This is a genomic window from Branchiibius cervicis (genome assembly GCF_042661605.1).
Taxonomy (GTDB): domain Bacteria; phylum Actinomycetota; class Actinomycetes; order Actinomycetales; family Dermatophilaceae; genus Branchiibius; species Branchiibius cervicis.
This window is the reverse complement of sequence record NZ_JBHSWJ010000002.1, coordinates 3,091,106-3,107,673: the sequence shown is the minus strand read 5'-3', so window position 1 is coordinate 3,107,673 and position 16,568 is coordinate 3,091,106. Positions and strand designations below refer to the sequence as shown.

Genomic DNA, 16,568 nt, shown 5'->3' with positions numbered 1-16,568 from the left:
TGCGTCGTGGATTGCGATGAGTACCAGCGCGCGGCGATGCGAACGGCGCGGGACAAGGACGCTCCGGACGAGTTCATGCACTTGGTGCTGGGGCTGGTCGGGGAAGCTGGCGAGATTGCCGAGAAGGTCAAGAAACTGGTGCGCGACAAGGGCGGTGATCTCGCTCAATTGGACCGCGACGACATGGCCGCCGAACTAGGGGACGTCCTGTGGTACACCACAGTTCTGGCGAACTTCCTGGGTCTGTCGCTCAGCGATGTGGCGCAGAAGAACATCGACAAGCTGGCCGACCGCCAGCGCAGAGCCGTGATCGGAGGATCAGGAGACAACCGCTGAGCGATGCCAGGAGGTCACCACCGTCGACGGCCTTCAGTGCAAGGGTGATCCGGGCAGCGGCCAGGCGATCATCGAGACCGCTTCGGCGATGTGCTCCGGTCCGCCCGGCGGTGGCCACGCGCCCTCGGCGTAGAGGCGGCGGCGGATCGCGACCCGCTCGTCCAAGCCGGAGAACGGCCAGATGTGCACGATCCGGGCCGGTCCGTCGAGCGCGTACATGACGACCGTGACGGGGTCCACCACATGTCGTCCGGGCAACGCTTGCCGCCAGCCGTCGATCGTCGCCGGCAGCCCGCCGGGGACCAGGTGGTAGTCCCGGATCTCATAGACCGAGCCGAACGCGCCGGTCACGACCGGCGGCATGAAGGGGAACGGGGCGTAGCCGTTCATGGTCAGGTCTGTGAGATGGTCGCCGGCGCCGAACGGCGCGCGACTGTGGGCAGCCCGCTCGCGCTCACGTGCCAGTTGCGCGTCGTCGTCGAAGCCACGCAGGACGTAGACACGTCCCAGTGGTCCGTTCTCGCCCTCCCAACAGCCCAGCAGCCGGCCCTCGGCGTCGGAGGCACCCACCCACGGCTCGATGCCCGCCGTGGCCCGATCCGCATCAGGCAGGCGAAAGGCAAGCGTCGTCAGCTCGTAGCGCAGCGCCTGCTGTGCGGGGCTGACGTCGTCTCCGGTGATGACGGGTGGCGTGTCCATTGGCTTCTCCTGATGTGATGTTCAGGTCGGCGAGGGTTGGACCAGTGCGGAACGTTCGGGTCGAGCGTGCCGCCCGCACCGGGCTTTTGTACAGTCACCACAACCGCTGTTCGGAGGAATGATCATGGCGCTACCACCCGTCCTGTCCGGTCCACTGTCGGTGCCGGTGGTCGCCTCGCCGATGTTCATCGCCTCCGGCCCGGACCTGGTGGTGGCCCAGTGCACCTCCGGCATCATCGGCTCCTTCCCGGCGCTCAACGCCCGCCCGGCGAGCCTGCTGGGTGACTGGCTGGACGAGATCACTGAACGTTGCAACGCCTTTCAAAAGGCCAATCCGGACGCAATCGTCGCGCCCTTCGCGGTCAACCAGATCGTGCACCGCTCCAACGACCGGCTCGAGCAGGACATGGCCACCATCGTGGAGCACCAGGTCCCGATCGTGATCACATCCTCGGCGCCCGCCCCGAGATCAACGAGGCGGTGCATTCCTACGGCGGGATCGTCCTGCACGACGTCATCAACAATGCCTTCGCGCACAAGGCAATCGAGAAGGGAGCCGACGGCTTGATCGCGGTGGCGGCCGGGGCCGGCGGACATGCCGGGACTCTCTCGCCGTTCGCGTTGATCCGGGAGATCCGCAGCTGGTTCGACGGCCCGCTCCTGTTGTCGGGTGCCATCGCGCACGGCCGCTCGGTACTGGCTGCCCAAGCCGTCGGCGCCGACTTCGCCTACGTCGGCTCGGCGTTCCTGTCCACCCGTGAAGCGAACGTCGCTGACGGGTACCGCCAGATGATCGTCGACTCCGGTGCCGGCGACATCGTCTACAGCAACCTCTTCACCGGCGTCCACGGCAACTACCTGCGCGGCAGTATCGAGGCCGCCGGTTTGGACCCGGACAACCTGCCCACCTCCGACCCGTCGGCGATGAGCTTCGGGACGGGCGGGGACGATGCCAAAGCCTGGCGGGATATCTGGGGCTCCGGTCAGGGGATCGGCGTGATCGAGACGACGACGACCGCCAGGGAGTTGGTCGACCGACTACGTGCCGAATACCTCACGGCCAGAGACGAACTGACCGCGCGCTGGGCCGCCGAGCCGGTGGCCTAAGCCAACTCGGCGCTGGGCCAGGAACCGTCCCGGACCACTCGGCGTACGGCGCGCACCACCTCCGCGGCGACGGCCTCCACGTGCGGGGGACCCGTCCGCCCCGTTGCAGACCCAGCACCATGGCCCGCTTGATCTCCGGCTCGACCAGGGGAGCGGCGCTCAACCGCCCGCCGCTCAACTCGCCGGCGACGCCGGCCGCGGGCAACACGGTCCAGCCGTACCCGCCCACCACCAGTTGCTTCTGCACCTGCATCGAGTTGGTCTGCATCGTGACGTGCGGATCGGCGTCGGAGGCCGCGCGCGCCTGGTCGATCAGCACCCGCAGGCCGTGCCCGGCCACCGGGAGCACGAGATCCTGCTGCCACACCTGTGACCACGGGATCGGCCGGTCCGCACGCAGTTTCTCCGATGCCGGCGCGACCGCCCACAGCGGTTCGCTGACCAGGGGCGACACCGAGATGGCTGGTGTCGAGGCCAGGTTGTAGAGCAGCGAGAGGTCGACGTCGCCGTTGTCCAGCCACTGCTGCAGATAGCCCGAATATGCCGACAGCAAACGCAATTCGACATCCGGATAGTGCTCCCGTACCGCGTCCGACACCGGCTGCGCCAGCAGGTCCAGGGTGCTCTCCAGCATCCCGATGGTCACGATGCCCCGCACCGATGTCGGTGTGGGTCGCAGCTCAGCCCGAGCCCGATCCAGCTCTTGCAAAGCCCGCCGGGCCCGAGTCACGAGTGCCTCGCCCTCTGCGGTCAGCGTCATGCCCTGACGGCTGCGCTCGAAGAGGGTTACTCCGAATTCCTCTTCCAGAGAACGGATCTGACGTGTCACCGCCGGTTGGACGATGTGCAGGAGCTGAGCCGCCTTCGTCACGCTGCCGACCTCGCTGACGGTCACCAGAGCGGTGAGTTGTTTCAGGTCCACGCCTGCCTCCATGAGCGGCCGCTATCAAAGCATCACGAATGAGTATTACATGGTGCCCTGGATCACAGCGCATGATGTGTGGCATGGCTCACAACCCCGCCAGAAGGAGCACCTCATGACCGCGCAGACCCCCGCGATCGCGCCCCGCCGACACGGTGTCGCGGCGAATGTCATCCGTGGTTGCCTCGGCAACACGGTGGAATGGTTCGACTGGTTCGTCTACGCGACGTTCAGCCTCTACTTCGCCGCCAGCTTCTTCCCCGGCGAGAACCCCACAGCGCAGCTGCTCGCCTCCTCGGCCGTCTTCGCCGTCGGTTTCCTGATGCGCCCGCTGGGCGGCTGGCTCCTCGGGGCGTACGCCGATTGGCGGGGCCGGCGGGCGGCCCTCACCTTGTCCGTCACGATGATGAGCGGTGGCTCTCTCGCGATCGCCCTCATCCCGGGGTACGCGACGATCGGCCTGGCCGCTCCCATCCTGTTGCTGATCGTCCGGTTGGTGCAGGGTCTGTCGGTTGGCGGTGAGTTCGGCTCCAGCGCAACGTATCTGAGCGAGATCGCCACCCCGAGCCGGCGCGGCTTCTTCTCCAGTTTCCAGTACGTCTCGATCGTCCTGGGTCAGTTGCTGGCACTTGTCGTCCTGATCGTGATGCAGCAGTTCTTCAGCGACTCGGTGATTTCTGCCTGGGCCTGGCGGATCCCCTTCGTCGTCGGCGCGATCCTCGGCTTCGTGGTGCTCTACCTGCGGCGGACCATGGACGAGACCGACCACTTCAAGGCCGACCAGGCGCAGAAGGAAGAGCACAAGGCGGCCAGCTTCAAGGAGGGTGAGCAGATCGAAAAGCGCGGCCTGAAGTCGCTGCTGACCGAATACCCGAAGCAGATGGCGGCGGTCTTCGCCCTCGCCATCGGTGGCACCGTCGCGTTCTACACGTTCACGACGTACCTGACCAAATACATGGTCAACACGGCCGGCCTGCCCAAGAGCACCGCGTCAGTCGTCAGCTTCTGTGCCCTTTTCCTCTTCATGTTCCTGCAGCCGGTGACCGGCATGGTTTCCGACCGCTTCGGCCGCAAACCGGTGATGCTCTTCTTCGCTCTGGGCATCATGATCACGACCGTCCCGATCTTCACCGTCATCGGCCATACGCACAGCGGCTGGGTGGCCTTCGGCGGCATGATGATCGGCCTGGTCTTCCTGTCCGGCTACACCGCTCTGGCGGCGATCGTGAAGGCGGAGCTCTTCCCGACCAAGATCCGGGCGATCGGTGTGGGTGTCCCGCACGCGCTGGTCGCGGCGGTCTTCGGTGGCACCACCGAGACGGTGGCGCTCTCCCTGAAGAACGCCGGTCATGAGTCGGCCTTCTTCTACTGGGTGATCGGCTGTGTCGCGCTGACGCTGGTCGCGATCCTGTTGATCCCGGAGACCTCGCGCCGCTCGACCCTCGAGGCGCAGGACCCCATCGTGGCCGACGGTGATGAGATCATCACGAATCAGCATTCGACAGCAACTGATATCACGCCGCAGGATGGAACGGAGCAGAAGGAGACCACCCATGTCTGAGTTGAACGCCTACGAGCTGAACGCCGAAGAATCCGCCATCGTCAAGCTGGTCCACGACTGGGTCGACGCCGAGGTCAAGCCGGTCGTGCAGGAGTTGGAGCATTCCAACACCTACCCCGAGGACCTCATCGAGCAGATGAAGCAGATGGGGATCTACGGCCTGGCCATCCCCGAGCCGTGGAACGACGCCGGCGTCTCCGTGCCGTGCTACGCGGCTGTCACCGAGGAGCTGGCCCGCGGCTGGATGAGCCTGGCCGGCGCGATGGGTGGCCACAGCGTGGTCGCCAAACTGCTGCTGAACTACGGCACCCAGGAGCAGCAGGACCGCTACCTGCCGAAGATGGCGACCGGTGAGATCCGGGCGACGATGGCCCTGACCGAGCCGGGCGGCGGCTCGGACCTACAGGCCATGCGCACCACCGCCCGCAAGGACGGCGACGACTACGTCGTCAACGGCGGCAAGACCTGGATCACCAACGCCCGGCGCTCGCAGCTGATCGCGCTGCTGTGCCGCACCGACCCCGACGCGGTCCCCGCGCACAAGGGCATCAGCATCCTGCTGATCGAGCACGGCCCCGGCTTCGAGGTCTCCCGTGACCTGCCCAAGCTCGGTTACAAAGGCGTCGAGAGTTGCGAGCTGAGCTTCAGTGACTTCCGCACCCCGCAGACCAGCCTGCTCGGCGGCGTCGAGGGCAAGGGCTTCTCGCAGATGATGCGCGGTCTGGAGATCGGTCGCATCCAGGTCGCCTCCCGCGCGCTCGGCGTGGGCCAGGCCGCCCTGGAGGACGCCGTGCGCTATGCCCAGGAGCGGGAGAGCTTCGGCAAGCAGATCTGGCAGCACCAGTCGGTCGGAAACCTGCTGGCGGACATGGCGACTCAGTTGACCGCCGCCCGCCAGCTCGTGCAGTACGCCGCGCGCCGCTACGACACCGGTCAGCGCGCCGACATGGAAGCCGGCATGGCCAAGCTGTTCGCCTCCGAGACCGCGATGAAGGTCGCGCTGGATGCGATCCGCGTGCACGGCGGCTACGGCTACTCCACGGAGTTCGATGTGGAGCGCTACTTCCGCGATGCACCGCTGATGATCGTGGGTGAAGGCACCAACGAGATCCAGCGTGGTGTGATCGCCCGCCAACTGATCAAACGCAACCCGGTAGCGCGCTGAACAGGCACCCGCGCATGCAGACTGACGTGATGGAACCCCGAACGGGACGCGCTGCCCCGGTAGATGCCTCATCCTCCTGGCTGTTCGTCCCGGGCGACCGGCCCGAGCGCTTCGCCAAGGCGCACGCGGCAGGAGCCCACCAGGTCATCCTCGACCTGGAGGACGCGGTGTCCGTGGCCACGAAGCCGGCGGCCCGACAGGCCGTGCGGGAATGGGTCGGCGACGGGCGCGACGCGTGGGTGCGGGTCAACGCCCCGGGCAGTTCGGCGTACGTCGAGGACGTGGAGGCCATCAAAGGTTCCGGGGCGCTGGGGGTCATGGTCCCCAAGGCCACGGTCGAGGGTGTGCGTACGGCGCGTCAAGACCTGGGCGACGATCTGCCCGTTATCGCGCTGGTCGAGTCGGCGGTCGGGCTGCAGGAGGCCGACCGGATCGCACGATCCGACGGGGTCGTGGCTCTGGCCTTCGGGTCGATCGACTTCGCCGTGGATGTAGACGCTGAAGAGACCTGGGAGGCAATGCTGTTCGCCCGCAGCTCCTTGGTCTTGGCATCCCGTGCTGCTGGACTCACCGGCCCCATAGACGGTGTGAGCACCGCGGTGAAGGACCCGGAGCAGGCCGGTCGCGACGCGGCGGCCGCCCGGGCACTGGGCTTCGGCGGCAAGCTGTGCATCCACCCCTCGCAGGTCGTGCCCGTCAACGTCGGTTTCGCGCCGTCGGCCGAGCAGTTGGATTGGGCGTTGCGCATCGCGCACGCGATCGGCGGTGTCGAACGGCTCGATGAGGACGACCTGTCCACGGCTCTGCAGGTGGACGGCCAGATGGTCGACCGACCCGTCGTGCTGCGCGCCCGCCGGATCCTGCAACGTCACGCGATCAACGATCTGTAGGAAGGACCGACATGCTTCCCCTGGACGGCATCACCGTGGTCTCCTCGAGCAAGCGGTCGCCGCTCCCTTCGCGACCAGGCAACTGGCCGATCTCGGTGCTCGCGTCATCAAGGTCGAGCGGCCGGACGTAGGTGACTTCGCCCGCGAGTACGACCGCACCGTGCACGGTGACTCCAGCTATTTCGTCTGGCTGAACCGGGGTAAGGAGTCCATCGAGCTCGACATCAAGGATGTGGCCGACCGGGCGGTGCTCGACGAAATGATCGCCAATGCGGACGTCGTGGTGCAGAACCTCATCCCCGGCGCAGTCGAGCGCCTGGGTCTGGATGCCGGCACGCTCCGGGCTGCACGGCCCGAACTGGTCTACTGCTCCATCTCCGGCTACGGACCCGACGGACCGTTCCGGTCCAAGAAGGCCTACGACCTGCTGGTGCAGTGTGAAGCCGGGCTGCTCAGCACGACCGGAACCCCCGACGAACCGGCCAAGGTCGGTGTCTCGGTGGCCGACATTGCCACGGGGATGTACGCCTACTCGGGGATCCTGTCCGCCCTGCTGCGCCGCTTCCGCACCGGTGAGGGAGCCACCGTCGAGGTGGCCATGCTGGACGCGTTGGGCGAGTGGATGATGCAGCCGACCTACTACGCGGTGTACGGCGAGCGGCCCACGATCCGCACGGGCGCGAAGCACGCCTCCATTGCCCCGTACGGTCCTTACCGCGCCGGCGACGGCAACACGGTCTTCCTCAGCGTGCAGAACGACCGGGAGTGGGCAGGACTGTGTCGCAGTGTTATTGGCGACGAATCGCTCATCGAGGACCCCCGCTTCGTGCACAACACCGAGCGCGTCGAGCACGACGCCGACGTGACGGCACTGCTGGAAAATGCCTTCGCGGCGTACGACGCCGATGATCTCGTGACGCGGCTGGACCAGGTCGGGATCGCCTGTGCCCGCATGCGCACCCCCGCTCAGTTCCGCCAGCACCCCCAGCTGCAGGCCCGCGACCGCTGGCGCAGTGTCATGACCCCCGGCGGTCACGCGATCGATGCGTTGCTGCCGCCCGTCGTTCTGTCCGACGCCGCCCCGGCGATGGGCGACGTACCCTCGTTGGGGTCGCACAACGAGTCGTTGCGCGCTGAATTCGCTCCGGTGTCAACGGTCGTCGCATGAGCGAGGAGGTCATCGAGAGGTCCGAAGTCCTGGTTGCCGGGCCGGCCGAGGCGCTCGCCGGACTCATCGGGGTCGAGCAACCGCACGACGCGTTGCCGATGATGTGGCATTGGGTGTACCTGCTCGATCGACCCGCTCAGGCCGATCTCGGCCCGGATGGTCACCCGTTACGCGGCGTCCTGCCCGCCCCACCGGAGCCGGGGCGGCGCAGGATGTGGGCGGGCGGCCAGGTGCGCACCATGGAGCCGCTGCGACTCGGCCAGGTGGCCACACGACGTACCGAAATCATCGACACGGTCGAAAAGCACGGTCGCAGTGGACGATTGACCTTCGTCAGCGTCCGCCACCGGATCACCCAAGACGGGGTGCTGTGCGTCGATGAACGCCAGGACGTCGTCTACCGGGACATGGTGGCAACCGGGCCGGTAGAGCACATCGGCGACGATCAGCCCGTGGCCGGCGACGAATGGGAGTTGGAGATCAACCCACCGCTGCTGTTCCGCTTCTCCGCGCTGACCTACAACGGACACCGGATCCACTACGACCGTGAATACGCGACGCAGGTCGAGGGCTATCCGGGTCTGCTGACCCATGGTCCGTTGCAGGCACTGATGATGGCTGAAAGCGCTCGCCGGGCGGGGACCGGAACCGCCGTGGGAACCGTGTGCGATTACCGGCTGGTCTCCCCGCTCTGCGACTTCCAGGGCCTCATCGTCGGACCCGGCGCCGAACCGGGCTCGAGGCAGGTGCGCGACCGGCACGGGCGGGTCACGGCCATGGGGACATTCCGGCAGGAGTGAGCGGGCGGGAGGGGAGAACTCCCGACACCTGCTGGCTGTGAATTCGCTGGGTGTCTCTGTTTGTATCGGGACATACCCGATCAGCAAACGTCCGAAGGGGACTCCATGCGCATCCCGATCCACCGCCCACTGATCGCCGTCGGCGCCGCCTCCGCGGTGCTCGGGCTGGCCGCCTGCGGCAGCAGTGTCAGTGTCTCCGCGCCGAGCGGTGGGACCTCGACCACCTCCTCCAGCAGCGCCGCCCCGACCACGTCGGACTCGCCGACCAGTTCGGCGTCGCAGTCATCGAGCACGTCCGCTGGTGGCGAAGCGCCGAGCACGTCGGCCGCCGGCGGTGCGACCGAAGGTACGCCGGGCACCGTCACCCCGCCGGGGACCAAGCTGAAGGTGGGCCAGGCAGCCGTCATCCACACCAACCGCGGTGATGACCCGAAGGACCCCAAGTACTACGAGACGACCATCGAGCTGAGCGTCGCAAAGATCGAGAAGGGCTCGGAGGCCGACCTTTCCAAGCTGGAGAACGCCGCCAAGTTCAAGGGGCAGACGCCGTACTACATCACCGTCAACGCCAAGTTGTTGTCCACCAAGGGCGCCTCGAACCTCGGCGTCAGCGTGCCCAGCGTCGACGGCACCCTGAAGGACGGCTCCGAGGCGCAGAGCCTGATCGTCTTCGGCCAGTTGGGGCCGTGTGACAGCAAGAGCTTCAAAGCCACCGGCAGCGGCGACAACCTCACCATCCCGGTGGGTGCCACCGCCACCGGTTGCACGATCGTGCTGGCGCCCTCGGGGGACGAGGTCACCGGGGCGACCTACGACGACAGTCGGTGGAACTACGAGAACTACTCCGACAACAAGTACCGCGACGATCCGATCGTGTGGTCGAAGTAGCCGGTCCTACAGTCCGGCCAAGGTGCGCGGCGTCCCGACTCCGGTCGGGGCGTCGTAGCCTTTCTTGGCCGTGCACAGGTAGTCGCCGCCGCAGTAGCCGTTGCTGCCCGACCTGATGTCGTGGAACCACGAGCGGTGCCGGTAGATCCGCCCGGCGGTGGTGCCGTAGGACTTCGCATGGCCGGCCCGGGCGATCATCCCTGCGACCAACGGCGCGGACAGGCTGGTCCCGCCGACAAGCAGCCAATCGGTCGGCGTGCCGAACGTGTCGTAGACGGCGAAGTTGCTGTACGGGTCGCCTACCGCTGACACATCGGTGCTGGTGCGCATCGGGCAATGGTCCAGCGCCCGGGTCTGATAGGACGGTTTGGCGAACCACGCCGAACAGCCGCTGCCGCCGTCCTCCCACGCGGACTCGCTCCAGCCCCGGGCGCTGCGCACGTTGCGGGTCAGCGACGTGCCTCCGACGGAGATCACCGTCGTGGAGCTGGCCGGGAAACTGGCCGGCTGGAACCCGTCGTCACCGGAGGAGGCGACGATCGGCACGCCCGGGTGACGGTAGTAGCGGGCGGCCAGGGAGGGGACCGCGGTGTACTCGGGCCCGCCGTAACTGTTGGACACGACGGCCGCCTTGAGGCGGACCGCGGTGTTGACGGCGGCGGCCAGTGACACGTCGTTGTTGTCGTCGGCCTCCACCACGAGGATCTTGCAGGCGGGACACGCGGCGGAGACGGCGTCCACGTCCAGGGCTGCTTCCAGACCCCAGTCCGGATCGGGCTGCGGCAACGGACCGGTCGCTCCCCGTTGGTTGACGATACGTAAGCAGCGGTTCTTGGTCGTGCACGATGCCAACCCGGACTGTTTGCGATAGACCGCGAGGTCCTTCTCCAGGTTCGGGTTGCTGAACGCTCCGACGACCGCCACGGTGACCCCGACCGCGCCGCCGCGCAGCCCGTACGCCGAGGCGATCTGGGACGGGCCGAGCGTCTGGATCACCTGGGGCAGGTTCGTGCGCCGTCCCGAGGTCGAGGTGCGGTACTGGGCCAGGCAGCGGACCTTGCCCGCAGGGACCGCGGTGCACGCGGCCCGGGCGGTCCCGCTCGCGGGCAACGGGGTGGGGGTGGCGGTGGCCGGTTCGGGGCCGAACACGCCCAGCCCGGCCAGGGCGAGAGCCAGCAGCGGGACCAACAACCCGCGCACGGTGCGATGCATCTCAGGCTCCCTTCACGACGTACGCCGAGTCCGTGGTCTGGGTGATCGAGTCCCCGCCCGCGGTGTGGCCGCTGACCCTGACCGTCACTGACTTCCCTACTGCGTTGGGCGGATTCGTCAACTCGGCCCGGAACTGGTTGTTGCCCAGGGCGGTCACGGGGACATTCGTGAACGTCCGCCCGCCGTCCGCGCTGATGTGGATCGTCGCGGTGACCGGGGCATTGCCGAGGATCGGCGCGATCGAGAAGGTGAAGGGATGCGCGCCCACGGTCATCGTGCTGTCCAGGGCGGTCGGCAATGGCACTGAGGTCGTCAGCTCGCTCGGGACGCGGCACGTGGTCGGTCCATCCCACGGGTCGGTGCCGCAGTCCCACGACGCCGGAGCGAGCGGGTCCTTGGCGGAGGTGTGGAACGTCAGATCGGTGATCGAGTGGGTGGACCGGGTGAATCCGGCCGGGCTCAACCACATCTCCAACCGGGTCCGGATCGTCGACTGGCGGCCGGGCGCCATGAGCATCAGACCCGAAGCGTTGGTCTCGCTGTCGACGAGCTTGCCGTCCTGCCAGACCTTGAACGCTGCGACCGTGACGGCGCCGTCGGTCAGTCCGATCGATCCGAAGTGGCCAGGAACCGAATCGGTGAACGGCAAGAGGCCGACGACCAGCTGGTCGTCGGTGCGGCAGGAGTAACACAGGTATCCCGAACCGGTCGCGGCGACCGGTACGCCGGGTGCCAGCGGTCCGCGCAGGTAATCGACCGGGTAGGTCCGTCCGGCCAGGCGCTCACGGGGCACATCCTGCGCGTCGGCCATCACCGTGGCGCTCGGATCCATCGACGGGAGGTAGTCGTCCTGCCAGAGGGTGCCTCTCGCGGCCACCAGATAGTCCGTCGCCCGGCCGCCCGGCGGCGTTGCCCAGCCGAACGAGGAGGTGGGTGCGTCGCCGGTGGACAGCGGTGTGTGGCTGATGCCGTCGACGACACCCCGCGCAATCCGGTAGTAGCTCATGTCGAGGGTCGCGACGGCGCCCACGACGTGCCGCTGGGAGGACGAGATCGCGCCCGTCGACTGGTAGGAGGCAGTGTAGGAATATGGCGCAGCCGACTGCTGGTCGTTGCCGAAGAGGAATCCGGTGCTCAGTGTCTGGGTGCCCGTGGGAGGTGCCGCGCTCGGATTGATGAACAGGTCGCGTCGCCCGAATTCCAGCACGCCGTTGTCGGTGAAGGTCTCTGCGGCCCAATCGTTGCTCTCGATGGTCACGGTCTGCAGTAGGTCCAGCGAGGTCAACTCGTAATCGGCGGCAGTCGGCCGCGGGGTGACCAAGGACACCTTCGCGGTCGCGCGCCGGGCGTCGATGGTGAACTTCTGCAGATTCGTCCTGGCGGTGATGACCGGCAGCGTCACCACCGAGTCGGAGGTGTCGTCGCTGATCGCGGCGAATACGTTGTAGCGGCCCTTCGGCAGGCTGGCTCGGGCCTGGCCGGCCATGACCGCGACTCCGTCCGTGAACTTCTCGGGGTCGTCGAGGTTGAGCAGGAAGAGCATGGCGAAGGGCGCCGGGCGGCCGCTGCGATCCAGGACGGTGAACCGGGTGGTGACCTGTGCGAAGGCGGGTTTGACGACGTGCGCCGGCCCGGCGGTCACGCCGATCCGGGCCGCGCCGAACAGGGTGCTGCTCGTGCGGTGCGCTGCGCGATCGGCCGCCGCCTGCTTGCGTAGAGCGGCGCCGAACGCGGCACTGCCGGCCCGGTCGAACGTCCCGGTGATCTCGGCGGACGTCCGTTTGGTCACGTGCAGCCCGGGGACTCTGACCGCCGACAGTTTCGGGCCGCTCACGTGCACGGTGAGGCCGCTGGAGACTCTGGAAACGTCGAACAAGGCAGGGTCAAGGGCGCTGCCGAGGTAGGGCAGGGCAGCTGTGGGGATGAGCAAGGACTTCTTGGGGCTGCTCATGCGCACCATGCCGCCGCGCTCGCCGGCAGCCGGGATGACGGTGGTCACCGGACGGCCGGCAACCTGACGCTGCAGCACCGTCTCGCCGGTGATCAACCGCACGATCCTGGGCGCGGCCGCCGCCCTACTGATTGTCGGAGTGCTGTTGGTCGTCGAATTGCTCGCGCTGGCAACGGAATTCGCGCCGAAAGCAGCAATTGCAAAGAGAGCTGCGGTGGACCCGGCCACCGCACGTCGCATCCTGATCACGTGTCGACCCCCGAGGTCGCTCGCACTGCGCCGACGCCGTGTCGGCAGCCACACTCTGGCACACAGGAGGGGCACAGACCAGGCAACCCACCAAACTTCTCGGACACGGTTCGGTAACCGGGCCGGGCAACGAAGGGCGCCCCGGCCCAGTGGCCGCGGCGCCCCTTGGCAAACGGTTCGATCAGATGAGGCCGTACTTGGTGAGCAGCTCGCCGACCTCGTTCTTGGTCACCTTGGTCTTCATCCATGGCTGAGCGAACTTGGGTCCGGTGACCACCGGCGCTCCGTCGCGCAGCCGCGTGGTCGCCGTCAGGAGACTACGCACGTCGTACGTCGATCCGAACACCTCCGGGACACCTCGCTCGATGTCGAGCAGGGTGTACACCGCTTCCATGGGCGTGCGCACCGAGTACTCCGTGGTGAAGACACAGTCGCGCTCCTTGGATTCGGAGAACTGGCCGATGAAGGCGAAGTTGACCGAACCCTCAGGGACGACGTCCGGTCGGTCGCCGGCCTGGCGGGGCATGAAGAAGGCCGTGACGTAGGGCATCATGCACGGCACCGTCTTGGCGGCGTTGGCGGCCAGCTCAGGGATGTCCGACTCCGGCACACCCAGGTGGTAGAGCCACTCCTGGCAGATCTCCTCGCCGGTGGAATCCTGGATGGACTTCTTGGTGTAGTCGCCCGGGGTGTTGGTGTTCAGGGCGTACACCCACACCACGACCTGGTCCTTGGGCTGCTGCTTGAAGTGCGGTTGCCGGTTGACCGTCCAGCTCATGTACCAGGCGGAGTCCTTGGCGGACACGATGCCGCCAGTGACGATCTTGCCGCTGAACGGATCGCGCTTGGTGATCTTCTGGATGAACTCGGGGATGCGGTGGTCGAGGGTGGTGACGGTGGCCGACTCCCATTTGGACTTCTCGATATCGCCGGCGAAGACGTCCGGGTGACCGAAGGAGTCGTCCTTGGCCGCGATCCGTCGCCAGAGGTCCCAAGCGGGCGCCGGGCCGGTGTTGAGCTTCGCGGGTGTGTGCTGGTCTCCTTCGTCGGAGTTCTCCGTCAGCGAGCCGATCGTCATGAAGACCAGGTCGTTCTCGCCGAGGTCGACACCGCCCTCGGCGCCTTCCTTCACCCAGTGGATACGGGTCGCCTTCTTGTGCTGCGGGTCGGACAGGTCGAAGTCGACGTCGGTGACCGTCGTGCTGAAGTGGAAGGTGACGCCCTTGTCCAGCAGCCACTTGTACAACGGGAGGACCAGGGATTCGTACTGGTTGTACTTGGTGAATTTCAGCGCACTCAGATCGGGCAGGCCGCTGATGTGGTGGATGAACCGGTGGACGTAGAGCTTCATCTCCAGCGCTGAGTGCCACTTCTCGAAGGCGAACATGGTCTGCCAGTAGAGCCAGAAGTTGCTCTTGAAGAACTCGTCGGTGAAGACCTCGTCGATGCGTTTGTTCTCCATCTCCTTGCGCGTGGCCATGAAGAGTTTGACCAACTCGTTCTGTGCCTTCTGCGACATCGTGAACTTGTTGTCGGTGTGCGCACTCTCACCCCGGTTCACGGTCGCCCGCTCGAGGGAGAAGTTCGGGTCGTCCTTGTTCAGCCAGTAGAACTCGTCCAGCACGCTGGCGTCCTCGACCTCGATGGAGGGGATGGACCGGAACAGATCCCAGAGGCATTCGAAGTGGTTCTCCATTTCGCGTCCGCCGCGGATCACGAAACCCTTCTTGGGTTCTTTGATCCCGTCCAGGGCGCCGCCGGGCAGCTTCAACTCCTCCAGGATGGTGATCTTGGACCCGTCCATCTGTCCGTCGCGGATCAGGAACGCCGCCCCCGACAAGGACGCCAGGCCGGCGCCGACGAACCAGGCCGTCTTGTCGTCGACTCCAGCTGGTTTCCGCGGTCGGGCAAAGGCGTCGTAATTACCGCTGCTGTAGTACATCGTCGCGCTCCTTGGGCCAGTCGGTCTGCTGGGTAGTGGTTCCCGGGATGGTGCTGTCGAACTACCCTCGACGTTATCGACCTGCTGCGGCGACAAGGAACCCTCTGGGTGAGCTAGCTTTCCGCCGGGGCCATGAGCGCGGTGGAACGTGCCTTCTCCAGGCGGATCCGCCGCTCCCGCCAGGCGAGCACGGTGATCGGGACCCAGATGTTCAGATTGAGCAGCGCGACGACCAGCACCGGCGTGGCGTCGACCAAGCTGTACCCCGCGTCGACGAAGTGCAATACGCCGATGAGCATTCCGAGGTTCGTGGTCGCCGTCCAGGCGATCATCAGGCTGATCGTGTTGCTGGTCATCGACGTACGTCGTGACTCGCCGGTGGGTACCCATTCGGCGGTCCGCCCGCGCATCGTGTGCCAGATCGCCGCGACGTGGCTGAAGGAGGAAATGGTGTAGACGCGTAATGTCGCGGCACCCCACCCGCTGCGGTGGATCATCTTGATCAAGGGGTACATCAAGAAGGTCGGGATCAACCAGAAGAAGTTGGACAGTTTGACCCGATCGGGCATCGCCCACAGCATCACCAACGTGGGCAACGGCAGGATGAAGACGCCCAGGGCCGTGGAGATGTAGTACCCGAAGCCGGTGAAGAAACACATGCGCTGGCGGTACTTCAGCGGCGAATCGTGAAATCGCTTGTCCCGCAGCAGACTCATCGAGCCAGCGCACCAGCGGTACTGCTGGGAGATGAAGCTGGCCATCTGGTCCGGGCACAGACCCTTGGCCAGGATGACCGGAACGTAGATCGTGCTGAAACCGGCCTTCAACAGGTTGACGCCGGTGTGCACGTCCTCACTGTGCCCGATCTGCGCAAACCCGCCGGATTGCTGCAGTCCCGCGCGTCGGTAGATCGCGCACGTGCCGACGCAGATGGGCGCACCGAGGTAGTCGCGGGAGACCTGGGCCCACCGGTAGAAGCTCTCCTGCACTGCGCCCGCACACCGCTGCAGCCAGGGCATCGAAGTGTCGGTGTCGAAGTATTGCGGTGACTGGACGATGCCGATGGAGGGGTCATCCATGTACGGCGCGAGTTGTTTGACGAAGTCGGCGCGGGGGCAGAAGTCGGCGTCGAAGATGACGATCAGGTCACCGTCCGAGTGCTCGTATCCGTATTTGAGGTTGCCGGCCTTCTTCATGTGCGGCCGGTTCGGCCGGACCAGGTATTCGAAGCCGAAATCTCCTGCGAGGTCGCGAACTTCGGCGCGATCACCGTCGTCCAGGACGTACACCGTCAGCCTTCCGTCGTACTCCATCGCGGCCACGTGCCGGTAGGTGTTACGCAGCACCTCCAGGTCCTCGCCTGCACTGGGCAGGAAGACGTCCACGCTGGGATAGCTCTCCGGTGCCCAGAACTCCACGATGCGCTCGTGGTCCAGGCGGCTGAAGCGCCGCTTGCGTGTCGTCGCGTAATGGGTGAGGGCCATGTACATCACGAAGACGGTGAACGGTATCCAGAACAGCCATAGCAGGGTGGTCGAGATCGAGAAGAGCAGCAGACTGGCGACGGCGCTGATGGTGGCGACGGTACGCAGCCAGATGAACCACAGGTGCTGAGGCCCGTAGTACAGCCACATCTCGTCATCGCCCGGTGCTGTCGGCAGCGAGGCTTCAGTGGCGG

General features: G+C 66.5%; 15 protein-coding genes. 9 read left to right on the top strand and 6 right to left on the bottom strand.

What is annotated here, in order from left to right; all coding sequences use genetic code 11:
* Nucleotides 1–6 precede the first annotated feature (6 nt).
* The gene (locus tag ACFQBT_RS16070) at nucleotides 7–336 is read left to right on the top strand and encodes a nucleoside triphosphate pyrophosphohydrolase family protein (RefSeq protein WP_377824207.1); all 330 of its coding nucleotides are present in this window, start codon (nucleotides 7–9) and stop codon (nucleotides 334–336) included.
* A gap of 33 nt (nucleotides 337–369) precedes the next feature.
* On the opposite strand, the gene ACFQBT_RS16065 is transcribed toward ACFQBT_RS16070, so the two are convergent.
* Nucleotides 370–1,035: an NIPSNAP family protein gene (locus ACFQBT_RS16065; RefSeq protein ID WP_377824205.1), complete on the bottom strand. Its 666-nt coding sequence runs from the start codon at nucleotides 1,033–1,035 to the stop codon at nucleotides 370–372.
* Between the two features lie 124 nt (nucleotides 1,036–1,159).
* On the opposite strand from ACFQBT_RS16065, the gene ACFQBT_RS16060 reads away from it, so the two are divergent.
* Together ACFQBT_RS16060 and ACFQBT_RS16055 are read left to right on the top strand one after the other, a co-directional pair.
* Nucleotides 1,160–1,603: an NAD(P)H-dependent flavin oxidoreductase gene (locus tag ACFQBT_RS16060; RefSeq protein ID WP_377824204.1), complete on the top strand. Its 444-nt coding sequence runs from the start codon at nucleotides 1,160–1,162 to the stop codon at nucleotides 1,601–1,603.
* Nucleotides 1,516–2,142, top strand: coding sequence for an NAD(P)H-dependent flavin oxidoreductase (locus tag ACFQBT_RS16055; RefSeq protein ID WP_377824202.1), 627 nt, complete (start codon nucleotides 1,516–1,518; stop codon nucleotides 2,140–2,142). The genes ACFQBT_RS16060 and ACFQBT_RS16055 overlap by 88 nt, the downstream gene beginning before the upstream one ends.
* On the opposite strand, the gene ACFQBT_RS16050 is transcribed toward ACFQBT_RS16055, so the two are convergent.
* Nucleotides 2,090–3,064, bottom strand: a complete 975-nt coding sequence (locus ACFQBT_RS16050; protein ID WP_377824200.1) for a LysR family transcriptional regulator — start codon at nucleotides 3,062–3,064, stop codon at nucleotides 2,090–2,092. The genes ACFQBT_RS16055 and ACFQBT_RS16050 overlap by 53 nt on opposite strands.
* A gap of 115 nt (nucleotides 3,065–3,179) precedes the next feature.
* Between ACFQBT_RS16050 and ACFQBT_RS16045 the strand changes: the two genes are divergently transcribed.
* The 6 genes from ACFQBT_RS16045 to ACFQBT_RS16020 all read left to right on the top strand — a co-directional run bounded on the left by ACFQBT_RS16045 (nucleotide 3,180) and on the right by ACFQBT_RS16020 (nucleotide 9,536).
* A complete protein-coding gene (locus ACFQBT_RS16045) occupies nucleotides 3,180–4,625 on the top strand; it encodes an MFS transporter (RefSeq protein WP_377824198.1) in 1,446 nt (481 codons plus the stop codon).
* Nucleotides 4,618–5,790, top strand: a complete 1,173-nt coding sequence (locus ACFQBT_RS16040; RefSeq protein WP_377824197.1) for an acyl-CoA dehydrogenase family protein — start codon at nucleotides 4,618–4,620, stop codon at nucleotides 5,788–5,790. Before ACFQBT_RS16045 ends, ACFQBT_RS16040 begins: the two co-directional genes overlap by 8 nt.
* Before the next feature lie 29 nt (nucleotides 5,791–5,819).
* Entirely contained in the window at nucleotides 5,820–6,680 is an 861-nt protein-coding gene (locus ACFQBT_RS16035; protein WP_377824195.1) for an HpcH/HpaI aldolase/citrate lyase family protein, read from the top strand.
* Nucleotides 6,571–7,848, top strand: a complete 1,278-nt coding sequence (locus ACFQBT_RS16030) for a CaiB/BaiF CoA transferase family protein (protein ID WP_377824193.1) — start codon at nucleotides 6,571–6,573, stop codon at nucleotides 7,846–7,848. Before ACFQBT_RS16035 ends, ACFQBT_RS16030 begins: the two co-directional genes overlap by 110 nt.
* Complete coding sequence (locus ACFQBT_RS16025; RefSeq protein WP_377824191.1) at nucleotides 7,845–8,648, top strand: HTD2 family dehydratase; 804 nt, start codon at nucleotides 7,845–7,847, stop codon at nucleotides 8,646–8,648. Before ACFQBT_RS16030 ends, ACFQBT_RS16025 begins: the two co-directional genes overlap by 4 nt.
* A gap of 105 nt (nucleotides 8,649–8,753) precedes the next feature.
* Nucleotides 8,754–9,536: a hypothetical protein gene (locus ACFQBT_RS16020; protein WP_377824189.1), complete on the top strand. Its 783-nt coding sequence runs from the start codon at nucleotides 8,754–8,756 to the stop codon at nucleotides 9,534–9,536.
* Between the two features lie 6 nt (nucleotides 9,537–9,542).
* On the opposite strand, the gene ACFQBT_RS16015 is transcribed toward ACFQBT_RS16020, so the two are convergent.
* From ACFQBT_RS16015 to ACFQBT_RS16000, 4 genes are all read right to left on the bottom strand, one after another.
* Nucleotides 9,543–10,748: a S53 family peptidase gene (locus ACFQBT_RS16015; RefSeq protein WP_377824187.1), complete on the bottom strand. Its 1,206-nt coding sequence runs from the start codon at nucleotides 10,746–10,748 to the stop codon at nucleotides 9,543–9,545.
* A 1-nt stretch (nucleotide 10,749) separates the two neighbouring features.
* On the bottom strand, nucleotides 10,750–12,795 hold the full coding sequence (locus tag ACFQBT_RS16010; protein WP_377824185.1) for a hypothetical protein: 2,046 nt from the start codon (nucleotides 12,793–12,795) through the stop codon (nucleotides 10,750–10,752).
* Between the two features lie 334 nt (nucleotides 12,796–13,129).
* On the bottom strand, nucleotides 13,130–14,890 hold the full coding sequence (locus tag ACFQBT_RS16005) for an oleate hydratase (protein WP_377824183.1): 1,761 nt from the start codon (nucleotides 14,888–14,890) through the stop codon (nucleotides 13,130–13,132).
* Nucleotides 14,891–15,003: 113 nt separating this feature from the next.
* A complete protein-coding gene (locus ACFQBT_RS16000; protein ID WP_377824181.1) occupies nucleotides 15,004–16,524 on the bottom strand; it encodes a glycosyltransferase family 2 protein in 1,521 nt (506 codons plus the stop codon).
* Between the last annotated feature and the right edge of the window lie 44 nt (nucleotides 16,525–16,568).

What these genes read in the sequence shown, in the direction of transcription:
- ACFQBT_RS16065 (WP_377824205.1), bottom strand. Translation starts at nt 1,035, where the DNA reads ATGGACACGCCACCCGTCATCACCGGAGACGACGTCAGCCCCGCACAG.
- ACFQBT_RS16060 (WP_377824204.1), top strand. Translation starts at nt 1,160, where the DNA reads ATGGCGCTACCACCCGTCCTGTCCGGTCCACTGTCGGTGCCGGTGGTC.
- ACFQBT_RS16045 (WP_377824198.1), top strand. Translation starts at nt 3,180, where the DNA reads ATGACCGCGCAGACCCCCGCGATCGCGCCCCGCCGACACGGTGTCGCG.
- ACFQBT_RS16040 (WP_377824197.1), top strand. Translation starts at nt 4,618, where the DNA reads ATGTCTGAGTTGAACGCCTACGAGCTGAACGCCGAAGAATCCGCCATC.
- ACFQBT_RS16035 (WP_377824195.1), top strand. Translation starts at nt 5,820, where the DNA reads ATGGAACCCCGAACGGGACGCGCTGCCCCGGTAGATGCCTCATCCTCC.
- ACFQBT_RS16030 (WP_377824193.1), top strand. Translation starts at nt 6,571, where the DNA reads ATGAGGACGACCTGTCCACGGCTCTGCAGGTGGACGGCCAGATGGTCG.
- ACFQBT_RS16025 (WP_377824191.1), top strand. Translation starts at nt 7,845, where the DNA reads ATGAGCGAGGAGGTCATCGAGAGGTCCGAAGTCCTGGTTGCCGGGCCG.
- ACFQBT_RS16020 (WP_377824189.1), top strand. Translation starts at nt 8,754, where the DNA reads ATGCGCATCCCGATCCACCGCCCACTGATCGCCGTCGGCGCCGCCTCC.
- ACFQBT_RS16015 (WP_377824187.1), bottom strand. Translation starts at nt 10,748, where the DNA reads ATGCATCGCACCGTGCGCGGGTTGTTGGTCCCGCTGCTGGCTCTCGCC.
- ACFQBT_RS16005 (WP_377824183.1), bottom strand. Translation starts at nt 14,890, where the DNA reads ATGTACTACAGCAGCGGTAATTACGACGCCTTTGCCCGACCGCGGAAA.
- ACFQBT_RS16000 (WP_377824181.1), bottom strand. Translation starts at nt 16,524, where the DNA reads ATGTGGCTGTACTACGGGCCTCAGCACCTGTGGTTCATCTGGCTGCGT.